The sequence below is a fragment of the Sphingopyxis sp. genome (assembly GCF_051861155.1).
Taxonomy (GTDB): Bacteria; Pseudomonadota; Alphaproteobacteria; order Sphingomonadales; family Sphingomonadaceae; genus Sphingopyxis.
In genome coordinates this window covers 144,226-162,110 of sequence record NZ_JBHYDE010000008.1, presented here as the reverse complement: position 1 = coordinate 162,110, position 17,885 = coordinate 144,226, and the positions used below count along the sequence as shown (strand labels likewise).

Here is a 17,885-nt window from a genome sequence, read left to right as displayed (position 1 = left end):
GGCGCATAGGAGTATATTTCAAGTGAACCGGACCACCGCCATCCTGGCCGCCTCGATTCTGGCTACCACCCTGTCGGCCTGCGGGTCGAACAATCTGTTCAGCCGCGACCGCCCCGACGAATTCGCGGTGTCGCGTCAGGCGCCGCTCGTCGTGCCGCCCGATTTCGCGCTGACCCCGCCCGCCCCCGGCACCGCGCGTCCCGGCGGCGAATCGACCGCGGAACAGACGCTGCGCGCGCTGTTCGGCGGCCCCTCGGCGCGCAGCCCCAATGAAGCCGCGGTGATCAGCAGCGCCGACGGCGCCCGCGCCGACCCCGGCATCCGCAGCCAGGTCGGCAGCCCCGACACGCAGGTTGTCGACAAGGGCCTGGTCGTCCGCGACATCCTGGCCGCCCCCGAAGGCGACGGCCGCGACGCGCAGGCGGCGATCCCGGGGGCGTAAACGCGCCGCCAAATTCAGGACGACGGCCCGGCTTTCCGGGCCGTTTTCTTTTGTGCGGTCAGCTGAACAGGCTCGACAGCAGCAACATTGCAACCAGGCTTTCCACCATCGCGCGCGATGCGTGGCCAAAGGCGCGCAATCGCCCGCATTTCAGATGCTGGTTGAACCACGCCGTCTGCAGGAAGCCGAACCACAGGAAGCCGAAGATCGCGAGCGAGCCCCCCGCGATCAGGGCCCACTCCTGCGCCAGCTTGATCAGGATCACCGCGCTGCCGAGCATGATCGCCAACAGCGCGGCGACATAGCATTGGCTGTAAAAGGGCGCGCGCAGCGTGTCGCGATCGACCCGCAACCGCCGCGCCCGCACCAGCCGGGTCGCCATCAGCACCGGAAACAGGCTGTACAGCACGATGCGCAACATGATCAGGTCGGTGTTGGTGCTGACCAGTGCCGACAACCCGACCTTGCTCGCCACCACCGCATCATTGCCGACCAGCGCCAGTTCGGCGGCATGGACGAGGATCAGCGACAACAGCAGGAACAGCGGCGGCGACAGCGTGTCGGTATATTGCTGGTCCTCGGCATCGCCCTGCTCGATGTCCGAATAGTCCATCATCTGCAGCGGCCGCACCAGCGTGCGCCACAGGGTCATCGGATAAAAGACCAGCCACGACATCACCTCGTACAAAAGCTCGTCGAGCGACTGCAGCAGGTTGAAGAAGTTCATGCAACCTTCTCCGCCGGCAAACGGCAAATGTCCATAAATAGCGCTCCGATCTTGTTTGCCGACCGGCTTCGCTATACATGTATAGCGAAGGAGTCGTGACATGCTCGCCATTCGCCTCGACAAAGAACTGGAAGAACGGCTCGCCGACGCAGCAAAGCGCGCTGGCCGCACCAAAACTTCGTTCGCGCGAAAAGCGATCGAAGAATATATCGAGGACATTGAGGATATCGCCGCCGCCGAAGAGGCGATGCGCCAACACGATCCCGCCAAAACCATTTCCCTTGCCGAGCTGAGGAAAGAACTTGGCCTGGACGATTGAGCTCGACGACGGCGCGCGCCGCGCCTTTCGCAAAATTGCTCGCGAACAGGCCGATCGCATTACGCGCTATCTGGAGGAACTCACCGCCCTCGAAGATCCGCGCCAGCGCGGCAAAGCGCTGACGGGAAGTCTCAAAGGGCTGTGGCGATATCGGGTGGGCGACTATCGTATTGTGGTCCGCATCTATGATGAGCGGCTGGTCGTCCTGGTCCTCACGCTAGCCCATCGTCGTGAGGGGTATCGCTAGGCCCGGACCCCCGCCTCTTCGACGCCCGCGCTGTTATGGCGCAGCGCTTTCAACACGCAATCGACGATCTGCGGCGCATTCAGCCCCGCGGCGTCATATTGCGCCTCGGGCTTGTCCTGATCCTGAAACGCATCGGGCAGGCGCAAGGTGCGCAGCTTCAGCCCGGCGTCGATCAGCCCCTCGTCACTCGCCAGGGTCAGCACATGCGCGCCGAGGCCGCCGACGCTGCCTTCCTCGACCGTCACGCACACCTCATGGCTCGCCAGCGTCTTGCGGATCAGTTCCTCGTCGAGCGGCTTGGCGAAGCGCAGGTCGATGACGCTCGTCGACAGCCCGCGCGCTTCCAGCGTGTCGGCGGCCTTAAGCGCCTCGGCCAGCCTTGTCCCGAGCGAGAAGATCGCGACGGTCTTGCCGTGCCGCACGACGCGCCCCTTGCCGATCTCCAGCTTCACCGGAACCTCGGGCAGCGGCACCCCGGTGCCATTGCCGCGCGGATAGCGGAACGCGATCGGCCCCGCGTCATATTCGGCGGCGGTATAGGTCATATGGACCAGCTCGGCCTCGTCGGCCGCCGCCATCACCACCATGTTCGGCAGCGTCGCCAGATAGGTGACGTCGAACGACCCGGCATGCGTCGATCCATCGGCGCCGACCAGCCCGGCGCGGTCGATCGCAAAGCGCACCGGCAGATTCTGGATCGCCACGTCATGGACGACCTGGTCATAGGCGCGCTGGAGGAAGGTCGAATAGATCGCGCAGAACGGCCGCATCCCCTGCGCCGCCAGCCCTGCCGCGAACGTCACCGCATGCTGCTCGGCAATCCCGACGTCGAAGCTGCGCGTCGGATGCGCTTTCGCGAATTTGTCGACCCCGGTTCCCGACGGCATCGCCGCGGTGATCGCGACGATGCGCGGATCGCTGTCGGCCAGTTTCGCCAGCGTTTCGCCAAAGACGTTCTGATATGCGGGCGGTCCCGGCGGCGCTTTCGCCTGCTGCCCGGTGATGACGTCGAATTTCTGGACGCCATGATATTTGTCGGCGGCAGCCTCGGCGGGGGCATAGCCCTTGCCCTTCATCGTCACCGCGTGGATGAGCACCGGGCCATGGTCGCTGTCGCGGACATTTTCCAGCACCGGGATCAGATGGTCGAGATTATGGCCGTCGATCGGCCCGACATAATAAAAGCCCAGCTCCTCGAACAATGTCCCGCCCATCGCCATGCCGCGGGCATATTCGTCGGTCTTTTTCGCCGCCTTGTGCAGCGGCTCGGGCAATTTGCGCGCAAAGCGCCGCGCGATTTCGCGCAGTTCGATGAACGGCCGCGACGACACCAGTTTCGCGAGATAGGCCGAGAGTCCTCCAACGGGGGGCGCGATCGACATGTCGTTGTCGTTGAGGATCACGATCAGCCGGTTGCCCGCCTGCTGCGCGTTGTTCATCGCCTCATAGGCCATGCCCGCCGACATCGACCCGTCGCCGATCACCGCGATCGCGCGCCCGGGCTCGTCCTTCAGCTTGTTGGCGATCGCAAAGCCCAAGGCCGCGCTGATCGATGTCGAGCTGTGCGCGGCGCCGAACGGATCATATTCGCTCTCGCTGCGCTTGGTGAAGCCCGACAATCCGCCGCCCTGGCGCAAGGTGCGGATGCGGTCGCGGCGCCCGGTGATGATCTTGTGCGGATAGCATTGATGCCCGACGTCCCACACGATCTTGTCGCGCGGGGTGTCGAACACATAGTGGAGCGCGGTGGTCAGTTCGACCACCCCCAGCCCGCTACCCAGATGGCCGCCCGTGGTGCCGACCGCCGAAATCATCTCGGCGCGCAGCTCGTCGGCGAACTGGCGGAGATCTTCGGGCTTCAGCTTGCGGAGGTCGGCGGGGACATCCACCGTGTCGAGCAGCGGCGTTGACGGACGATCGGTCATCGCGTCGTCATAATGGTAACCGCCGAAACTGTCGAACGAAAAGCCAATCTTATCCCCTCCCGCTTGCGAGCGTCGGGTCGGTCATGCCCTTGGCCCCTTCAGCAAGCGGGAGGGGAGGTTAATCCTCGCCTTCATCGCGCTTTGCTGCGCCGATCTGCGCATAAAGCCCGCGCACCATCAGGTCGGTGAACACCAGCATGACCCCGACCATCCCGATCAACAGCGCGACCGCGGCGACCGGAAACGGCCCGACACTGTCGATCGCCCCGCGCCGCAGCGCCACCGCGAGCGCCGCCGCAATGGCCATCAGCGCATAACCGATCAGGCGCGGGGTGCGGTTCATGCACCGGCCGCCGCGGGCGCGCCATATTCACTGAGGTCGATCGCCCGAATATCAGCGAAAATGTCCCGTTTTGCGATATAGCGCGCAGCCTGCTTCAAATCCTGGGCAAGGTGCGGTTTGAGATAGGCCGCTGCCGCCATCGGGTCGCGGCCCGCGAGCGTCTCGCTGATCGCCAGCGCGGTCATCAGCGCGCGTTCGGATAAATAGCCTTGCGAACCCGCAACGAACCACCCGCCATATTGGGTGCCAAGTTCGCCCTGCGTGTGGCGGCTAAAACGCGCACCATTGCCAAGAAAGATGCCGAAACCGAGGAACACGGCAGCGAGGTCGGTCAGCAGCTCATGACAATCCTCGCCGCCCGGTACCGGCCGCTCGGTGCTGGAGAGAAGATAATGGGCGACCTCGTGCGCCAGCGTCGCTACCAGCGCGGCCTCGTTGCCAATTTGCTGGCGACTTGCCACAATCTCCGCAAGCCAGCCGCCCGTGCCATCTTCAATGATCTGAAATGTCCCCATCGCCCAGCCCGTTTCAGGGGTCAGCGCGTGGATCTGCGACACCGCGCGCAATTCGGGTTCGCCATCGTCCATTACCAGCCGCACCGGCCAGTCGGCAATGTCCGCAATCGTCATGATCTGGCCCAGCAATTCCGCGGCGCGCGCGTCACCGGTCTGCTTGCTGTCGGGAAAACAGGCGCCGTCGGGCGTCGCGAGTATGCCCACGCGATGCTTGTCGAGCCCCTCGAACTCCTCGAGCAGCCAGCGAAAGCCTGCCAGCTGCCATTCCCACTCGTCTGCCGCCAAGGGCCGCTTCGGACCGAACAGGTTCATGCGCGCGACAGCATGACTTGGGCAGGACCAAGTGTCGCGCGGCGGGAACCAACAGCGCTGCGGCGCGATAGGGAAACGGCAATGGCGCGGTGATGCATGAAAGGCACGATGCGGCCAAAACCGGTTTTCGGCAAGACGAAGCCTTTGCAATATCTCGACCTTCGCCTACACCCCCGGCAAGAGGGGCAAGAATATAGGATGTGTATGCCCGACTTGACGCCGCTCTTCCGCATGGTTCGCCAGACCGGCCCGCTCCTCGCCACGCTCGCTTTTTCCGGCTTCGCTGCCGCTCCCGCGGCCGCCGCCGATGCGCCGCTGCCCCCCGCGATCCCCGCGCCCGGCGACGCCCTGCTGGTTGCCGAGCCCGTGCTGCCGGCGCGCTATGGGCAGGATACCGGCGACATCGACGAAAATATCCTGCTCCCCGCCGCGCGCGACGACGATGATGATGAACGCAAATGGTCGCGCAATTATATCTCGGTCGCCGGGGGCGTGCTCAGTTCACCCGACTACAACGGCTCGGACGAGCGCCGCCTGCTCCCCGCCTTTTACATCCGCGGTCGCTACGACGGCTATTCCTTTTCGACCCGCGGCACCAATCTTCAGGTCGATCTGATCCGCCACCGCCGCGGGCAAAAGACCGACTTCAAATTCGGCCCGATCATCAGCCTGCGCGCCGACCGCACCGGCAGCATCAAGGATCCGCAGGTCGAGGCGCTCGGCAAGCGCAAGCTGTCGGTCGAGGCGGGCTTTTTCACCGGCGTCACCCACACCGGAGTGATCACCAGCGATTATGACCAGATCGGCTTTCGCCTCGTCGCGCTCAAGGACATCTCCGGCCGCCACGGCAGCTGGGCCGCGTCGCCGACGATCGATTATGGCACCCCGCTGTCGAAACGCGCCTTTGTCGGGGTGTCGGCGTCGGTCAATTTCTACGGCAAGGGTTTTGGCCGCTATTATTACGACGTCGACCCGGTCGGCAGCGCCGCCAGCGGCCTGCCCGTCTATACCGGCGCGGGCGCCAGGGCGGGTGCGGGCAAATATACCCTCGGTCTCGCGGGCGCCTATGCCCTGTCGGGCGATTTGCGCAAAGGATTCGTGATGATCGGCGGTGCCCAATATGGCCGCCTCCTCTCGCGCCTCGCCGATTCGCCGATCGTGAAGGACGTTGGCAGTGCCGACCAATGGCTGTTCGGCGGCGGGCTGGCGTATCAGTTTTGATTTTTTCGAGCGGTTGCCACCATTGCTTCTCCTTGTCGTGAAGCGATGGGAGAGGGACCGCTCGCGAAGCGAGCGGTAAAGGGGCAGCAGCGGCAGCGCCATGACCCCTCTTGTCAGCGCTTCGCGCTGCCACCTCCCTGCGGCGAACCGCGGGGAGGACATGTCCCCATTCGCGACCCTATTTCAGCCATTCGCTGCCGATCCGGAAGGAATGACCAAGAGACGATCAGAAATTGCCGTGTTTCGAAAGGGCGTATCGAGAGAAGATTCGCGCAGCGGCCGCAGAGCACGCAGCGAAGATAAAATGATTCACGCAGAGTCGCGGAGTTGAAGCCGAGGTGGATCATCTCGCCGCGAAATGGCTAAGCGATCCAGGCCCTGCATGATGCGCGGCAGCGCGTGAACAATATAAGACTCGTCAGCGCTCCCTGCGCGAATTTCATCTGGCCCAAAACCGCCGCGCATCACCCCATGATGAACGCATTCAGCTTATTCCCATCCGGATCGCGGAAATAGCCGGCGTAGAAGGTGTCGCCGCGCGGTCCCGGGGGGCCTTCGCAGGTGCCGCCGTTGGCGAGCGCGATGTCGTAGAGGCGCTGGACCTGGTCCTTGTCCCTGGCCTCCAGCGCCACCATCACGCCGTTGCCGACGCTTGCGGCATTGCCGTCGAACGGCTTGGTCAGCCCGATGCCCGCGGCGCCGCCCGGCTTGCCCCACGCGATGAAGCCGTCGAACTCCATCATCCGCGGCGTATCGAGCTCGGCGGCGATCGCGTCATAAAAAACGGCAGCCTTAGCAAGGTCGTTCGTCCCCAACGTCACATAACCGATCATCATCCGCCTCCCGATTCGTCAACAAGAGAACATAATAAGAACATTGCGTGCGTTTGTCAAGCAAAAAAGGGCGCCGGACCCGTAGTCCGACGCCCTGTTTTGACCGGCAGAATGCGCTGTCTTACTTGACCCGCACCGCGATGAACGCCGACGGGCCGCCACGGCGCAGGATTTCGAGCAGCACCGCATCGCGCCCCGCCCGCTTGGCGTCCGCGACCGCCTTGGCCAGCGCGTCGCTGGTCGCCACGGGCACCCGGTTGGCGCTGAGGATCACGTCGCCGCGGCGCAGGCCCTTGCGGCCCGCGTCGCTGTTCGCCGATGCGGCGCCGATCACCAGCCCCTTGGTTCCGGCGTCGACCCCCACCGCGCGTGCGATGTCGGGGGTGACCACCTGCACCGCCAGGCCGAGGTCTTCCTGGATCGCCTTGTCGGCGGCGCCGGTCGGATCCTCGGGAACCGCCTGTTCCTCTTCGGGGTCGAAGTTGCTGCCGGCCAGTTCCTCCTCGGGCGGCCGGGTGCCGACGAGGACGTTGAGCGTCATCGGCTTGCCGTCGCGGATGATTTCCAGCGGGATGCGTGTCCCCGGCTTGGTGTTCGACACGATGTACGACAGCGTCTGCTGCGGCGTGACTTCGCGGCCGTTGACCTTGGTCACCACGTCGCCGCGGCGCAATCCGGCCTTTTCGCCCGCCTGCGCGGGTTCGACGCGCTGGATGAATTCGCCGCGGTCCTTGGGCAGGCCGAGCGCCGCCGCCAGATCCTCGTCGACCGGCGCGATGCCGATGCCCAGATAGCCGCGCTGCGGCCGTTCGCCGGCGCGCAATGCGTTGATCACCGGGATCGCCGCTTCGGCCGGAATGGCGAAGTTGACGCCGATATTGGCGCCGACCGGCGAAATCAGCATGTTGTTGATGCCGACGACATTGCCCTGCAAATCGAACAGCGGGCCGCCCGAATTGCCGCGGTTGATCGCGGTATCGGTCTGGATATAGCGGTCATAGGCGCCGGACTGGCCGATGCTGCGCTGCAATGCCGAGACGATGCCCGCGGTCACCGTCGAGCCGAGGCCGAGCGGGTTACCGATCGCGACGACCCAGTCGCCGACGCGCGCGGTGCCGCCATTGGCGAATTTCACGAACGGCAGGCCGGTCGCGTCGATCTTGAGCAGCGCCAGGTCGGACGCGGCGTCGCGGCCGACGATCGTCGCGCGATATTCCTTCTGGTTGGTCAGCGTCACCGTGACCTGATTGACCGCCTCGCCGCGCGGGCCGCCCGAAATCACATGGTTGTTGGTGACGATATAGCCGTCGGCCGAGATCAGGAAGCCCGATCCGCCGCCCTGCTGTTCCTGGGTGATCGGCTCGCGCGTCCCGGCAAAGGGGTTGATGCGGGTGCCGAGTGTGACCTCCTGCCGGGTCGAGATGTTGACCACCGCGGGCTGCAACTGTTCGACAAGATCGGCAAAGCTTTCGGGCGCGCCCGACCGCGGCACGACCTTGGCGATTTCGCTCTGCTCGTTTTGCGCAACCTGCGCGCCGACGGGGGACTGGGTGACCAGCGCCAGCGCGGTGCCACCCGCCAGCAAGGCCGAAGTGATGCCATAAACATAACGCACGATCGAAAATCCTCTTCTCTTGGGAAAACTCTTAACCCCGGCCGCGGCGGTCTGCGACGCAGCGGCTGAACGCCAATTGAACATGAACGGGCGCTTTCGGTTCCATTCACCGTCGCGCCCGGCCGCATCAACCGCCGCTGAAACGCTTCAGATATTCATTGTCGGGCGACATGATGATCGAGGTTCCGCCCTGGTTGTTTTCACCCAGGAAGGTCTGGCGATAGCTTTGCATGGCGCGGTAGAAATCGTAAAATTCGGGATCCTTGCCAAAGCTGGCGGCATAGATGCGCGCCGCTTCACCATCGGCGTTACCGCGGATGATCTGCGCTTCCTTTTGCCCTTCGGCGCGGATCGCGGTCGCTTCCTGCTGGCGCGCCGACCGCATGCGGTTATACGCCGCGATCAGCGTCGCGCCTTCGGGCAGGTCGGCGCGCTTGATCCGCACATCGATGACCTCGGCGCCATATTTGTTCGCCTCGCGGTTCAGCGCGACCTGGATATTGTCCATCACCGCGCCGCGTTCGGGCGACAGCAGGGTCGCAAAGGTGCGCTTGCCCAGCTCGTTGCGCAGCGACGAGCCCAGGATCGTTGCGAGCTGTTGCTGCAACCGCTCCTCGGTGCGGATCGCAGTGTACATGCGCACCGGATTGGTGATGCGAAAGCGCGCAAAGGCGTCGACCTGCAATCTTTGCTGGTCGGTCGACAGCACCTGCTGGCGCTCCATGTTCACGCCCATGATGCGCTTGTCGATATATTGGATGCCGTCGGTGAACGGCACCCGCAGGACGAGGCCCGCGCCCGAGCTGCCGAAATCCTCATTCGCTTTGTAGCGGTTCACGGTGCGTTCGATTTCACCGAAGCGCAGGATCAGCGCCTGCTTGTCCTCGGGCACGATCGCCAGCGACTGCGACAGGATGACGAGCAGCGCGACGACCCCGACGAGCAGGCGCACGGGGTTCTGGAACAGCGAACTCAACATCATTCGCCTCCCTTCGTCGCCGCGGCGGGCGGCGTGGCGGGAATCCGTTTCTGGACCTCGTTGAGCGGCAGATAGGGGGTCACCCCGCGCGCTTCGACGACGGTCTTGTCGACATTCGACAACACATTCTCCATCGTTTCATAATAAAGGCGCTTGCGGGTCACCCCCGGCGCCAGCCGATATTGTTCGTAAATCTGGTCGAAGGCGGCGGTGTCGCCGCGGGCGCGTTCGAGCACCTGCTGTTGATAGGCGCGCGACAGGTTGATCGCCGATTCGCGCTCCTGCAGCGCCGCGGTGACTTCCTTGAACGCATCATCGACCTGGCTCGGCGGGTCGGCCTGGCGGATCGCGATGCCCTGGATGGCAACGCCGGCGCGATATTGGTTGAGCAGTTCCTGCATGCGTTGCTGGACCTGCGCCTCGATCTCGACGCGGCCGGGGCCGATCGCATCGGTCAGGTTGAAATTGGCGACGGTGGCGCGCATCGAGCTTTCGGCGACTTCGCGGATCGTGCCTTCGGGATCGGCAAGCTGGAAAAAGAACAGCTCGGGATCGCGCACCGACCAGCGCACTTCATACGCCAAGTCGACCAGGCTCTGGTCGCGGGTCAGCACGAAATTTTCGTCGGTCGCGTTGGGCGAGCCGACCGCCATGGTGCGGATCGCGCGGACGTCCTCCAGCCGGATGCGCTCGATCGGCGCCGGCCAGGTGAATTTTACGCCGGGGCCGACGGTGCGCGAATAGCTGCCGAGGCGGGTGACGACGCCTTCTTTTTCGGGCGGCACGATGTGGAACGACGAAAAAATCACCCACAGCACCGCCGCGGCGAGCACGCCCCATTTCCAGAATTTCGCCGAATCGCCCAGGTTGAACTGACCGCCGCCGCCCGAGCCGCCGCCGCCAAAGCCGCCGCGTCCCTTGCGCAGCAGCTCGTCGAGCGCCGAAGGGCCGCGCGGTTTGCGGCCGCGATTGATGTCGATGGGATCGGGGGTCACCCACGGGTTGCGCGGGCCGGGGCGCTTGCCGTCGCCGCCATCCTTGCCCCCGTCGTCGTCGCCCTTGCCCGGACCACTGCCCCACGGGCTCTTGGTCATCTGAAGGATCGACCCGAAAAATTGCCGCAATCCGCTGGGGCTGCGGCGTCCGATGCTGCCGTCGATATTATCGTTCATAACGCTTTTATAGGGTCGGCGCGCGCGATTAACAGGGGGGCCCGCGAAAATGGCTGGCAATTGACCCGCGCATGCCTATCTGCCGCGGACATGACCGATCACAGCGCCGCCATCGCCCGCCTGACCACCGTCGCCGCCGAATTGAGCGAGGGGCGCACCTCGGGCCTGCGCCTGCTCGACGATGCGGGATTACTGGCGGTCGTGCTCGACGTATCGGGGCTGGCGGCCGAGGATCGCCAGCCGCTGGAGGACCAGCTGCGCGCGGGGCTGCTCGCCGAGGCGGGGGTCAGCGAAGTGCGCATCGCGATGACGGCCGAGAAAAAGACGATGACGATCATCGCGGTCGGCAGCGGCAAGGGCGGCGTCGGGAAATCGACCCTCGCCGCCAATCTGGCGGTCGCGCTCCAGCGACGCGGGATCAAGGTCGGGCTGGTCGACGCCGACATTTATGGCCCCTCACAACCCCGCCTGATGGACAGCGAGCATGTGAAACCCGAATCGCGCGGGTCGAAACTGATCCCCGTCCCCAACGCCTATGGCGTGCCGATGCTGTCGACCGGGCAGATCGCGGCGCCGGGGCAGGCGATCGCCTGGCGCGGGCCGATGGCGGGCAAGGCGCTTGAGCAACTGGTCGATGCGAGCTGGGGCGACATCGACACGCTGATCGTCGATCTCCCGCCGGGCACCGGCGACGTCCAGCTGACGATGATCCAGAAACACAAGCCCGCGGGCGCGGTGATCGTGTCGACCCCGCAGGATCTGGCGCTGATGGACGCGACGCGCGCGGTCAGCCTGTTCGAACAGGCGGCGGTGCCGATCGTCGGCCTCGTCGAAAATATGGCTGGCTATGCCTGCCCGCATTGCGGCGAGGTCAGCGATCCGTTCGGCAGCGGCGGCGCCGAGGCCGCGGCCAAGGTGATGGGGCTCGATTTTCTGGGCCGCGTCCCGCTGGCGATGGGCATCCGCCTCGCCAGCGACGGCGGCGTCCCGCCCGCCGCCGGAACCGACCCGGCGGGCGAGCCGTTCCATGCGATAGCGGCAAAGGTCGCCGCGTGGCTGCAAGCGCGCAAACAGGGGTAAAGCGACATGGCGATCAACGACGAAGGTGAAATCCGCGACCTGCTGGGGCAAAAACGCCGCATCGCGGTGGTCGGCGCCTCGCCCAACCCGGCGCGCGCATCGAACGAGATCCTCGCCTTCCTGCTTCGCCAGGGCCATGACGTGATCGCGGTCAATCCGGGCCACGCCGGCAAGACGATCCACGGCGCCCCGGTTGTCGCGACGCTGGCCGATGTCGAACCGCCCGCCGAAATCGTCGATATTTTCCGCAACAGCGACGACGCCGGGGCGGCGGTCGATGAAGCGATTGTGCACGGTGCCAAGGCGGTGTGGATGCAGCTGGGGGTGATCAACGACGCCGCGGCGAAGCGCGCCGATGCAGCGGGGCTGATGGTCGTCATGGACCGCTGTCCCAAGATCGAGATTCCGCGGCTCGGGCTGCTGCGGTGAAGGCCGCGCTGGCGCTGCTCGCCGCGACCGCACTGGCCGGTTGTGCCTCGACTCCGGTTCCCGCCAAGCCGCAAGACGCGTTTTTCGCCGTACTCACCGCGCGCTGCGGCCAAGCCTATGCCGGACAGCTTGCGAGCAATCAGGACGCCGATGCCGATATGCGCGGCAAAGCGATGGTGATGCACATTCGCAGTTGTACGCCCGACCGCATCGAAATCCCCTTCCACATCGACGGCGTCGGCCCCGACGGCGGCTGGGACCGCTCGCGCACCTGGGTCATCACCCGCACCGCCACCGGGCTGCGCCTGAAACACGACCATCGCCACGCCGACGGCGGCAAGGACGAACTGACGATGTATGGCGGCGACACCACCGATCGCGGCACCGCCACGCGCCAGACTTTCCCGGTCGATGCCGAATCGATCGCGCTGTTCACCCGCACCGGGCGCAGCGTGTCGAACACCAACATCTGGTCGGTCGAAACCACGGCAGAGGGCTTCACCTATGGCCTGAACCGCGAGAACCGCGATTTTCGCGTGACCTTCGACTACCGCCAGCCGGTCGCCCCGCCGCCTGCGCCGTGGGGGTGGTAGCCCTCTTCCGTCATTGCGAGGAGCCGCAGGCGACGCGGCAATCCAGGGTGGCGTAACCCGCCCTGGATTGCTTCGCTTCGCTCGCAATGACGAACGGGATTCGGCACAGCCCCGCACCAAAAGCCTTTGCCCTCGCGACTCGCCCCGCTTATCAGCATCGGCGATGGTGGGCATTCGTGACACGGCTCTGAAAAACAAATCGCGCCTGCCGCAGGTCAGCCGCCGCCAGATGCTGGTCGGCGCCACCGCCGCGGGCGGGCTGGCGATCGCGTGGAGCCTGTGGCCGCGCGACTATCAACCCAATCTGACCGCCGCCCCCGACGAGCATGTCTTCAATGCCTTTCTCAAGATCGGCGACGACGGGCACGTCAGCGCCATCGTCCCGCAATGCGAGATGGGGCAGGGCGTCACGACGCTGTTGCCGCAGATCATGGCCGACGAACTCGGCGCCGACTGGCGGACGATCGCGGTCGAAACCGCCCCGATCAACCCGCTCTACACCAACACCCTGCTGGTCGACGAGGATAGCGGGCTGTTCACCCCGCGCGCCGGTGTCCCCGATTTTGTGTCCGACGTGCGCAGCTGGGCGCGGCGCGAGTGGGCGGTGCGCCACGCGGTGATGCTGACCGCGAACAGTTCGTCGGTGCGGATGTTCGAGGGACCGTGCCGCGCCGCCGCGGCGCAGGCGCGCGCGCTGCTGATGATGGCGGCGGCGGCGCGCTGGGACGCCGATTGGGAAGATTGCGATACGCAGGATGGCTTTGTCATCCTAGGCAAGCAGAAGCTGCGCTTCGGCGAGGTTGCCGCCGCCGCCGCCTTGCTCGAACCGCCCGCCGAGCCCGTGTACCGCGCCAGCAGCGGCGACCCCCTGTACGGCAAGGAACTGACGCGGCTCGACCTGCCCGCCAAAATCGACGGGTCGGCCAATTTTGCCGGCGACATCCGCCTGCCCGACATGGTGTTCGCCGCGATCCGCCAAGGGCCGCTGGGTGCGACGCGGCTGAAAAGCATCGACCGGAAACGCGGCCTGGCCTCCGCCGGCCTGCTCCATGTCGTCACCCACGACCGCTGGGTCGCTGCGGTCGCGCGCAACTGGTGGGCGGCGAACCGCGCGCTCGACCGCTTGGCGCCGGTGTTCGAAACCGCCGGCACGCCGATTTCCACGACCCGCATCGACGCGGCGCTGAAACAGGCGCTGAACGACGGCGGCACGCGCATATCGCATACCGGCGACGTCGCCGAAGCAATGATCGGGCGCGCCAAAATCGTCGCCGAATATGCCGTCGCCCCTGCCCTTCACGCGCCGATCGAAACGCGCACCGCGACCGCCGCCCCCGACGGCGGGCGGCTGCGCGTCTGGACCGCGACGCAGGCGCCCGCGCAGTGCCGCGATGCGATCGCGCGCGCGACCGGACTGGCGGCGGGCGATGTCATCCTGTTCCCGATGATGGCGGGCGGCTCGTTCGACGCCTGCCTCGACCATAGCGCCGCGGTGCAGGCGGCGATCATCGCGCTACAGGTGAAGCGGCCGGTCCAGCTCGCCTGGTCGCGCGCCGAAGAGATCATGCGCCTGCCGCCGCGCGCCCCGGCGCGGGCGCGGCTCAGCGCGACGCTCAACGCCGCAGGCGGCATCGACGCACTGGTGACGCGAATCGCCGTGCCGCCGACCAACCACGAGGTGCGCGCGCGGCTGTTCGACAATGTCCCCGCCGATGTCGCACAGCGCGAGGCGGTGGGCCGCGCCGACGCCGCCGCGGTCGAGGGCGCCGCAAGCAGCTACGCCTTTCCGCACCATGCGATCGATCATTGCCCTGCCGACATCGGGCTGCCGACCGGGCGCTGGCGCGGCAATGCCGACAGCTACACTGCCTTTTTCACCGAATGTTTCGTCGACGAAATGGCGACGCGCGCGGGGACCGACGGCCTGTCCTATCGCATGGCGATGCTCGGCGATGCGCCGCTGCTCGCGCGCTGCCTGCTCACCGCGACCAGCCTGGGCGGGTGGGAAGGCGGCGTGTCGGGGACCGCGCAGGGGCTGGCGTGCCACAGCATGCGCGGCAGCCATATCGCGCTGATGGCGACCGCGCAGCAGAGCGACAAGGGGTTGCAGGTCGAACAGCTGGTCGCGGTCGTCGACGCCGGGCGGCTCGTCAATCCGGCGGTCGCGCGGCAACAGATCGAGGGCGGGCTGATCTTCGGCCTCGCCGCCGCGGTCGGGGCGACCACCGACTACAGGGGAGGCGTTGCCACCGCGCGCAAGCTGGGCCAGCTTGGCCTGCCGCGGCTGTCGCAGACTCCGCAGATTTTGGTCGAATTCGTCGACAGCGACCGCGAACCCGGCGGTTTGGGCGAAATCGCGGTGCCCGTCGTCGCGCCTGCGATCGCCAATGCGATGTTCGCCGCAACCGGCCGCCGCATCCGCCGCTTGCCCCTGTCGGGGCAGCCGCTTTGACCCTGCCCCCCGATCATCCGCCCGTCGCGGCGCGGCGCATCGGTGTGCTGCTGATCAACCTCGGCACCCCCGAAGCCCCCGATCCGCCGTCGGTGCGGCGTTATCTGGCCCAGTTCCTGTCCGATCGCCGCGTCGTGGAAATCCCGCAGCTATTGTGGCAGCCGATCCTGCGCGGCATCATCCTGACCACCCGGCCCAGGAAATCGGCGCACGCCTATGCCCAGGTGTGGACCGATGAAGGCTCACCGCTCGCCGCGATCACCCGCGCGCAAAGCGCGGCGTTGCAGGGCGTATTCGGCGAGGAAGTGCACGTCGCCTATGCGATGCGCTACGGCAAACCCGCGATCGGCCCCGCAATCGATGCGCTGGTCGCGGCGGGGTGCCAGCGCATCCTGATCGCGCCGCTGTATCCGCAATATTGCGCCGCGACGACCGCGACGGTGGTCGATGCGGCCGGCGATCATCTGAAGACCCTGCGCTGGCAACCGACCTTGCGCTACCTGCCGCCCTATCACGACGATCCGGCCTATATCGACGCGCTCAAGGCTTCGGCCGAGGCGGGGCTGGCGGCGCTCGACTTCGCCCCCGACGTGCTGCTCGCCAGCTTTCACGGCATGCCCGAACGCACGCTGCATCTGGGCGATCCCTATCATTGCCAGTGCCGCAAGACGGCACGATTGCTGTCCGAGGCGATGGGCCGCCCGATAGAGGTCGCGTTTCAGTCGCGCTTTGGCCGCGCCAAATGGCTCGAACCCGCGACCGACACCCGGCTCGCAGCCTTGGGCAAAGCAGGACAGAGCGTCGCGATCCTCGCCCCCGGCTTTTCCGCCGATTGCCTCGAAACGCGCGAGGAGCTGGCGATCCGCGGCAAGGAACAGTTCGCGGCCGCAGGCGGCGGGCGATTCGCCTACCTGCCGTGCCTGAACGCCGAAGCCCCCGGCATGGCGATGCTGGAGGCGCTGGTGCGCCGCGAGCTGGCGGGCTGGCTTTAATCTCCGACGCTTACCAACTGTTTAGGTCCATGCGCTAGATTGCTCCGGTGCGGCGCCGAAACGGTCCGATCGCTGCAATTTGGAGATACGCCATGAACGAGGTCCAATCGGCAGCATTGATGCTCGCCGGGGTCACGCTGGTCTTTGTGGCGGTCGTCTTTGCTATCTGGTGGCTGCGCCGTCCGCGCACCGCCGCTGCCGCGCCGCGCGCGCCCCGCGAACCGGGTGAAAGCCGGATGCCCAAGCTGTCGCGCAAGGCGAAGGCCGAGGTCGAACCGGTCGAAATCTCGGCATCGCGGCTCGCCCGGGTCAGCGGCAAGGCGCCGCTCGAACCGCAAGCTGAGACCGACTATGACTATCGACAAATCCCCGCGCCCGATAGCGAAACCGCTGCGGTCGAGGCGACGCTCGAAGCATTGGCGTCCGAGGTCGAAGACGAAGCGCATCGGATCGCCAAGACCGAGATCGAAGCCGTCACGCTCCGCCTCGTACCGCAAATCCCGCCGCGCGACGCGATATTGACCACCAGCTGGCTCGGCGGCCGGCCGCGACTACCCGGCGGCATGGACTGGCCGCAGATCGACGGCGAACCCGCCGACTTCCTCGCCCAGATCGACTGTGCCAGCCTGCCGCCCGCGCTGTGGGGTGGGCTGGGGCCGCGCGACGGGGCGCTCGCCTTTTTCATCCATCGCCGCGGCTATCAGATGCGCGTCGTGCATTTGCGCGATGCCGATGTCGCAGTGCCGCCGCCGCTGGCGCTCGACGACCCCGACGGCTGGTTCGGTCCGCACGGCGGCCTGCGTTTCGGCGACCTTGAACCCTTTACGGTGCGCGCCTTTCCCGAATGGCCGGTCGATCTGGTCGCGGTGCGCCCCGGCGACGCCGATCCGCGCGTCGAGGCCGATCCGAACGAGCCGGGATCGGCGCTGTACGAGCGCGGCTACGACATCGCCGATCCCGCCTTTCACCCCTTTGACTGGGGCAGCATGACCGCGATGGCGGCGCTGCTCGAAATGCGGCTCGACCGGCTGATGACCGACGGTGCGCCGCCGCCGGGCGCCAGCGCCGACGCGGTCGCCGAGATCGAACAGCGCGCCGCGATCAACCGCGAAGCACGCACCCGCGCCGAAGAGATCATCACCATCGTCCACGACAGCGCGGCGCACGAAGCGTTTTCGGCGGGCGATGCGACCGCGGTGATGGCGGCGCTGCACGCGATCCATTGGGCCAAGGCGCTGCACCGCATCGACCCCGAGACCGGGGCCGAGACGCACGAAACGATCACCTTGCCGCTCACGACGCACCGCGCCGACGCCAATCTGTGGGTCCATGATTATCAGACGATCCTGTTCGACCGCGCCAAACATGCATGGTGCGCCAATCCGAACAGCCTGTCGGCGCCGATGCGCGCCTTTTACGAACCCTATTGGCACGACCTGGCGGCGCGCGAAATGGCGGCAATCGGGCATGAACCCTTCCGCTATGTCCATGATTTTGACGATGACCGCGACGCGGTGCTGCTCGAACTGCCGACCAGCGGGCTGATGAGCCGGATGTTCGGCGATTGCGACAATCTGGTGGTCACGATCGACAAGAGCGACCTGGCGGTTGGCGACTTTTCCAGGCTGCGCGTCCAAGTGAGCAACTAGCCGCCTGAATAGCTTTGCGATTGACGTTTCGGTAAACTTG

General features: G+C 66.2%; 18 protein-coding genes. 10 read left to right on the top strand and 8 right to left on the bottom strand.

Going from position 1 to position 17,885, the window contains the following annotated elements:
- The first annotated feature begins 22 nt into the window (after positions 1-22).
- Positions 23-442, top strand: coding sequence for a DUF3035 domain-containing protein (locus tag ACTIFP_RS15110; RefSeq protein ID WP_439569528.1), 420 nt, complete (start codon positions 23-25; stop codon positions 440-442).
- Between the two features lie 58 nt (positions 443-500).
- Here ACTIFP_RS15110 and ACTIFP_RS15105 read toward each other — a convergent pair whose 3' ends face one another.
- On the bottom strand, positions 501-1,169 hold the full coding sequence (locus ACTIFP_RS15105) for a hypothetical protein (protein ID WP_439569527.1): 669 nt from the start codon (positions 1,167-1,169) through the stop codon (positions 501-503).
- Positions 1,170-1,269: 100 nt separating this feature from the next.
- Between ACTIFP_RS15105 and relB the strand changes: the two genes are divergently transcribed.
- Both relB and ACTIFP_RS15095 read left to right on the top strand, forming a co-directional pair.
- On the top strand, positions 1,270-1,488 hold the full coding sequence (gene relB / locus ACTIFP_RS15100; RefSeq protein WP_439569526.1) for a type II toxin-antitoxin system RelB family antitoxin: 219 nt from the start codon (positions 1,270-1,272) through the stop codon (positions 1,486-1,488).
- Entirely contained in the window at positions 1,472-1,735 is a 264-nt protein-coding gene (locus ACTIFP_RS15095) for a type II toxin-antitoxin system RelE family toxin (RefSeq protein WP_439569525.1), read from the top strand. The genes relB and ACTIFP_RS15095 overlap by 17 nt, the downstream gene beginning before the upstream one ends.
- Here the strand turns inward: ACTIFP_RS15095 and dxs are convergent.
- The 3 genes from dxs to ACTIFP_RS15080 form a co-directional block, all read right to left on the bottom strand.
- On the bottom strand, positions 1,732-3,660 hold the full coding sequence (gene dxs, locus ACTIFP_RS15090) for a 1-deoxy-D-xylulose-5-phosphate synthase (RefSeq protein ID WP_439569524.1): 1,929 nt from the start codon (positions 3,658-3,660) through the stop codon (positions 1,732-1,734). The two genes, ACTIFP_RS15095 and dxs, sit on opposite strands and share 4 nt — an antisense overlap.
- 118 nt (positions 3,661-3,778) lie before the next feature.
- Positions 3,779-4,003 (bottom strand): hypothetical protein, encoded by a 225-nt coding sequence (locus ACTIFP_RS15085; protein WP_439569523.1) that lies wholly within the window; start codon positions 4,001-4,003, stop codon positions 3,779-3,781.
- Complete coding sequence (locus tag ACTIFP_RS15080; protein ID WP_439569522.1) at positions 4,000-4,830, bottom strand: hypothetical protein; 831 nt, start codon at positions 4,828-4,830, stop codon at positions 4,000-4,002. Before ACTIFP_RS15080 ends, ACTIFP_RS15085 begins: the two co-directional genes overlap by 4 nt.
- A gap of 204 nt (positions 4,831-5,034) precedes the next feature.
- Between ACTIFP_RS15080 and ACTIFP_RS15075 the strand changes: the two genes are divergently transcribed.
- Positions 5,035-6,051: a MipA/OmpV family protein gene (locus ACTIFP_RS15075; protein WP_439569521.1), complete on the top strand. Its 1,017-nt coding sequence runs from the start codon at positions 5,035-5,037 to the stop codon at positions 6,049-6,051.
- Positions 6,052-6,515: 464 nt separating this feature from the next.
- Here ACTIFP_RS15075 and ACTIFP_RS15070 read toward each other — a convergent pair whose 3' ends face one another.
- From ACTIFP_RS15070 to hflK, 4 genes are all read right to left on the bottom strand, one after another.
- Positions 6,516-6,884 carry a VOC family protein gene (locus ACTIFP_RS15070; RefSeq protein WP_439569567.1) on the bottom strand — a complete coding sequence of 123 codons (369 nt, stop codon included), beginning with the start codon at positions 6,882-6,884 and terminating at the stop codon, positions 6,516-6,518.
- A gap of 121 nt (positions 6,885-7,005) precedes the next feature.
- Positions 7,006-8,499 carry a trypsin-like peptidase domain-containing protein gene (locus ACTIFP_RS15065; protein WP_439569520.1) on the bottom strand — a complete coding sequence of 498 codons (1,494 nt, stop codon included), beginning with the start codon at positions 8,497-8,499 and terminating at the stop codon, positions 7,006-7,008.
- A gap of 127 nt (positions 8,500-8,626) precedes the next feature.
- Positions 8,627-9,478, bottom strand: a complete 852-nt coding sequence (hflC, locus tag ACTIFP_RS15060; protein WP_439569566.1) for a protease modulator HflC — start codon at positions 9,476-9,478, stop codon at positions 8,627-8,629.
- The gene (hflK, locus tag ACTIFP_RS15055; RefSeq protein WP_439569519.1) at positions 9,478-10,650 is read right to left on the bottom strand and encodes a protease modulator HflK; all 1,173 of its coding nucleotides are present in this window, start codon (positions 10,648-10,650) and stop codon (positions 9,478-9,480) included. Before hflK ends, hflC begins: the two co-directional genes overlap by 1 nt.
- A gap of 90 nt (positions 10,651-10,740) precedes the next feature.
- On the opposite strand from hflK, the gene ACTIFP_RS15050 reads away from it, so the two are divergent.
- From ACTIFP_RS15050 to ACTIFP_RS15025, 6 genes are all read left to right on the top strand, one after another.
- Entirely contained in the window at positions 10,741-11,730 is a 990-nt protein-coding gene (locus ACTIFP_RS15050; protein WP_439569518.1) for an Mrp/NBP35 family ATP-binding protein, read from the top strand.
- A gap of 6 nt (positions 11,731-11,736) precedes the next feature.
- Complete coding sequence (locus ACTIFP_RS15045; RefSeq protein WP_439569517.1) at positions 11,737-12,159, top strand: CoA-binding protein; 423 nt, start codon at positions 11,737-11,739, stop codon at positions 12,157-12,159.
- Positions 12,156-12,752, top strand: a complete 597-nt coding sequence (locus ACTIFP_RS15040) for a hypothetical protein (RefSeq protein ID WP_439569516.1) — start codon at positions 12,156-12,158, stop codon at positions 12,750-12,752. Before ACTIFP_RS15045 ends, ACTIFP_RS15040 begins: the two co-directional genes overlap by 4 nt.
- 163 nt (positions 12,753-12,915) lie before the next feature.
- Complete coding sequence (locus tag ACTIFP_RS15035; RefSeq protein WP_439569515.1) at positions 12,916-15,204, top strand: molybdopterin cofactor-binding domain-containing protein; 2,289 nt, start codon at positions 12,916-12,918, stop codon at positions 15,202-15,204.
- Complete coding sequence (hemH, locus tag ACTIFP_RS15030; protein ID WP_439569514.1) at positions 15,201-16,196, top strand: ferrochelatase; 996 nt, start codon at positions 15,201-15,203, stop codon at positions 16,194-16,196. Before ACTIFP_RS15035 ends, hemH begins: the two co-directional genes overlap by 4 nt.
- A 92-nt stretch (positions 16,197-16,288) precedes the next feature.
- The gene (locus ACTIFP_RS15025) at positions 16,289-17,845 is read left to right on the top strand and encodes a DUF1963 domain-containing protein (protein WP_439569513.1); all 1,557 of its coding nucleotides are present in this window, start codon (positions 16,289-16,291) and stop codon (positions 17,843-17,845) included.
- Positions 17,846-17,885: the final 40 nt, after the last annotated feature.

Coding starts and splice junctions, on each gene's coding strand:
- ACTIFP_RS15035 (WP_439569515.1), top strand. CDS start 12,916: ATGGTGGGCATTCGTGACACGGCTCTGAAAAACAAATCGCGCCTGCCG.
- ACTIFP_RS15070 (WP_439569567.1), bottom strand. CDS start 6,884: ATGATCGGTTATGTGACGTTGGGGACGAACGACCTTGCTAAGGCTGCC.
- ACTIFP_RS15075 (WP_439569521.1), top strand. CDS start 5,035: ATGCCCGACTTGACGCCGCTCTTCCGCATGGTTCGCCAGACCGGCCCG.
- dxs (WP_439569524.1), bottom strand. CDS start 3,660: ATGACCGATCGTCCGTCAACGCCGCTGCTCGACACGGTGGATGTCCCC.
- hflK (WP_439569519.1), bottom strand. CDS start 10,650: ATGAACGATAATATCGACGGCAGCATCGGACGCCGCAGCCCCAGCGGA.
- ACTIFP_RS15080 (WP_439569522.1), bottom strand. CDS start 4,830: ATGAACCTGTTCGGTCCGAAGCGGCCCTTGGCGGCAGACGAGTGGGAA.
- ACTIFP_RS15050 (WP_439569518.1), top strand. CDS start 10,741: ATGACCGATCACAGCGCCGCCATCGCCCGCCTGACCACCGTCGCCGCC.
- ACTIFP_RS15025 (WP_439569513.1), top strand. CDS start 16,289: ATGAACGAGGTCCAATCGGCAGCATTGATGCTCGCCGGGGTCACGCTG.
- ACTIFP_RS15105 (WP_439569527.1), bottom strand. CDS start 1,169: ATGAACTTCTTCAACCTGCTGCAGTCGCTCGACGAGCTTTTGTACGAG.
- relB (WP_439569526.1), top strand. CDS start 1,270: ATGCTCGCCATTCGCCTCGACAAAGAACTGGAAGAACGGCTCGCCGAC.
- ACTIFP_RS15045 (WP_439569517.1), top strand. CDS start 11,737: ATGGCGATCAACGACGAAGGTGAAATCCGCGACCTGCTGGGGCAAAAA.
- hflC (WP_439569566.1), bottom strand. CDS start 9,478: ATGTTGAGTTCGCTGTTCCAGAACCCCGTGCGCCTGCTCGTCGGGGTC.
- ACTIFP_RS15085 (WP_439569523.1), bottom strand. CDS start 4,003: ATGAACCGCACCCCGCGCCTGATCGGTTATGCGCTGATGGCCATTGCG.